Raw genomic sequence first — 3,389 nt, 5'->3', positions numbered from 1 at the left:
CGGCGCGGATCCTGCTCCGCCCGCGCCCGCTCCCAAGCCCGGCCCGCCGCCGGCCAAGAAGACCCCGGCCAAGAAGGCGCCTGCCAAGAAGGCTGCGGCGAAGAAGGCTCCGGCCAAGGCCGCCAAGAAGGCGCCCGCCAAGAAAGCCCCGGCCAAGAAGGCTCCACCTGCTCCACCGCAGGCCGCGACTCCGGCCGAGCCGAAGCCGACACCGACTCCGGTCGAGCCCACTCCGGCTCCCGTCACCCCGTTGGCCGATGTCCGGTCGGCGGCCAAAGAGGCTGCCGCACAGGCCAAGTCGACCGTCTCCTCGGCCACCAACCCGGTGTCAGGCCCGGTGCCGGCCCCGCTGCGTGAGACCCCGTCATCCAAGGTGCCACTCGCCGCGGCGGTGGCCGTCGGCGTGTTGGCCGTGATCTTGGTCCTGCTGAGCCGCAGACATTCCGAGGACAGCTGATCCGGGCTTGACCCTGACGCGACGTCAGGGTCGATAGTGGCCTCATGCACGCGAATCCACAGGTGAGGTCCGTCGGCGCGGTCGCCGCACTGACGGGTGTCTCCGTGCGGACCCTGCATCACTACGACCACATCGGCCTGGTGGTGCCCAGTGTGCGTACCGCGGCGGGTTATCGCGGTTACACCGACGCCGACATCGAGCGGTTGCACCTGGTGCTGGTGTATCGGTCCGTCGGGCTGGCGCTGGACGAGATCCGGTCCGTGCTCGACGACCCCGATGCCGACGTGCTCGCCCACCTGCAACGCCAGCACAGCCTGCTGTGCGATCAAGCCGAGCAGTTGCAGCAGACCATCAAGGCAGTGGAGGAATTGATGAGCGCCCACGACAAGGGAATTCAGTTGACCGCCGAGGAACAGGTGGAGATCTTCGGCAGTGCGGTTTTCGACGAGCACGACGACGAGGCCCGCGAGCGCTGGGGTGATACCGAGGAATGGCGGCAGTCCCGGCAGCGCACGGCGCAGATGACCAAGCAGGACTGGATCGAGTTCAAGGCCGAGAACGATGCGCTGCTCGCGGCCCTGGCCGAAGGGAAGCGCGCCGGGGTGCGTCCCGGGTCGGCACCGGCCAACGAACTGGCGGCCCGGCATCGCGCCAACATCTCGCGGTTCTACGACTGCAGCGACGACATGCACGTCTGCCTGGCCACCATCTACGTCGAGGACGAGCGGTTCACCCGCTACTACGACGACGCCGAACCCGGCCTGGCCCAGTTCGTGCACGACATCATCGTGCACAGCATCGGCCGATAGCGTCCTGCGATAATCGCCGGGTGAGTATCGAACCGCGCGCCACCGCTGATCTGGTCGACGAGATCTACCCCGATGTCCGCAGCTGCGACCTGCAGCTGCAGAACTACGGCGGCAAGACCATGTTCGCCGGGCCGATCACCACGGTGCGCTGTTTCCAGGACAACGCGCTGCTGAAGTCGATCCTGTCCACTCCCGGCAACGGCGGGGTGCTCGTGGTCGACGGCGACGGGTCGCTGCACACCGCACTGGTGGGTGACATCATCGCCGGGCTGGCCGCCGACAACGGCTGGTCCGGGGTGATCGTGCACGGCGCGGTACGGGATGCGGCCGCGTTGCGCACCATCGACGTCGGCATCAAGGCCCTGGGCACCAACCCGCGTAAGGGCACCAAGACCGGGGAGGGCGAGCGCGACGTCGAGGTCAGCTTCGGCGGCGTGACGTTCGTCCCGGGCGAGATCGCCTACGCCGACGAGGACGGCATCGTCGTCGTCGGAGACGACAAGTAAGCCACGTCGTCGCGTCCTAGCGCCAGACGAGAGAAGCCCCCACTGTGCAGTGGGGGCTTCTTAGGTTCTCAGCGGACTTAAACCGTCACGGCCGCACGGTGTTTTGTGAAGTGCAGCGACTCCTCGTCGACCTTGCCGTAGCGGATCGTGCGCATGTCGAAGAAGTAGTTCTGCTTGAGCTTCCACGGCGCTTCCGAGCCCGACTTGGGCAGGCTGTCCATGGCCCGGCGGAAGTAGCCCGGGGTGAAGTCCATGAACGGCAACTCCTTGACACTGTCGCCGGGGTGCTGCGGCTCGACACGGTCGAAACCGTTGGCATCCATGTAGTTCAGGACGCGGCAGATGAACTCCGACACCAGGTCGGCCTTGAGGGTCCACGACGCGTTGGTGTAGCCGAAGGTGATGGCCATGTTCGGCACACCCGAGAGCATCAGACCCTTGTAGGTCATGGCCTTGGTCAGGTCGATCGGCTCACCGTTGCGGTTGGCCACCGCGCCACCGAACAGCTGCATGTTCAAACCGGTTGCGGTGACGATGATGTCGGCCGGCAGCTCCTCCCCGGAGGTCAGCTTGATGCCGGTCTCGGTGAAGGTCTCGATGGTGTCGGTGACCACGCCCGCCTTGCCGGAGCGGATGGCCTTGAACAGGTCTCCGTTGGGCGCCAGGCAGACTCGCTCGTCCCACGGGTTGTAGCGCGGGCTGAAGTGCTTGTCGTAGTCGAAGCCCTCGGGCAGCCGGCGCTCGGCCATGCGGCGCAGCACCTTCTTGAACACTGCCGGGAAATTGCGGGCGACCTGGTACTGCCCGGTGCTGTAACCGATCTGCTTCCACCGGTTGACGAAGTGCGCCAGGTTCTTCGGCAGGTACTTGTTGGTGCGCAGCGCGACCGGATCTTCCAGCGGCAGCGAGCCGATGTAGGTGGGCGAGCGCTGCAGCATCGTCACATGACCGACGCCGCCGTTGACCAGTGACGGGATCAGCGTCACCGCGGTGGCACCGGAGCCGATCACGACGACGTTCTTGCCCGTGTAGTCCAGGTCCTCCGGCCAGTGCTGCGGGTGGATGATCTGGCCCTTGAAGTCAGCCGCACCCGGGAACTCGGGCGAGTAGCCCTCGTCGTAGTTGTAGTAGCCGCTGCACACCGAGAGGAACGACGCGGTGATCTGCTTGGTTTCGCCGTTGTGCTCGACGTCCACGGTCCAGCGGTTCTCGGCGTCCGACCAGTCGACCGACAGGACCCGGTGACCGGTGCGGATGTGGTTGCGGATGCCGTTCTCGTCGGCGGCCTCGTTGATGTAGTTCCAGATCGACTGGCCGTCGGCGATGGACTTGGCCGACTCCCACGGCTTGAACCGGAATCCGAGGGTGAACATGTCCGAGTCGGAGCGGATGCCCGGGTATTTGAACAGGTCCCAGGTGCCGCCGATGTTCTCGCGACGCTCGAGGATCACGTAGCTCTTGGTCGGGCAGCGGTTCTGCAAGTGCCAGGCGGTACTGATGCCGGAGATGCCGGCACCGACGATCACAACATCGAAGTGTTCGTTCATGGGACCGACGGTATCAACACGGTGTTGAGTCGGTCAACACCCTGTCGATAAATTCAACACAGTGTTAGGC

Annotated in this window: 4 protein-coding genes; 3 read left to right on the top strand and 1 reads right to left on the bottom strand. The window is 65.6% G+C overall.

Annotation, left to right across the window (positions count from 1 at the left end; genetic code table 11):
* The 3 genes from BN4332_RS33045 to rraA all read left to right on the top strand — a co-directional run.
* Positions 1 to 457, top strand: a 457-nt coding sequence (locus tag BN4332_RS33045) for a hypothetical protein (protein WP_066902077.1), incomplete at its 5' end; no start/stop codon positions are given.
* Between the two features lie 44 nt (positions 458 to 501).
* Positions 502 to 1,266, top strand: coding sequence for a MerR family transcriptional regulator (locus tag BN4332_RS24465; RefSeq protein WP_066902076.1), 765 nt, complete (start codon positions 502 to 504; stop codon positions 1,264 to 1,266).
* 20 nt (positions 1,267 to 1,286) lie between these two features.
* Positions 1,287 to 1,772 (top strand): ribonuclease E activity regulator RraA, encoded by a 486-nt coding sequence (gene rraA / locus BN4332_RS24460; RefSeq protein WP_066902075.1) that lies wholly within the window; start codon positions 1,287 to 1,289, stop codon positions 1,770 to 1,772.
* Positions 1,773 to 1,849: 77 nt separating this feature from the next.
* Here the strand turns inward: rraA and BN4332_RS24455 are convergent, their stop codons facing one another.
* Positions 1,850 to 3,319, bottom strand: coding sequence for a flavin-containing monooxygenase (locus tag BN4332_RS24455; RefSeq protein ID WP_066902074.1), 1,470 nt, complete (start codon positions 3,317 to 3,319; stop codon positions 1,850 to 1,852).
* Between the last annotated feature and the right edge of the window lie 70 nt (positions 3,320 to 3,389).

Origin of the sequence: Mycolicibacterium houstonense (genome assembly GCF_900078665.2) — a bacterium.
Taxonomy (GTDB): domain Bacteria; phylum Actinomycetota; class Actinomycetes; order Mycobacteriales; family Mycobacteriaceae; genus Mycobacterium; species Mycobacterium houstonense.
Note: the sequence above shows the minus strand (reverse complement) of the source record. Positions and strands in the feature narration are given on the sequence as shown.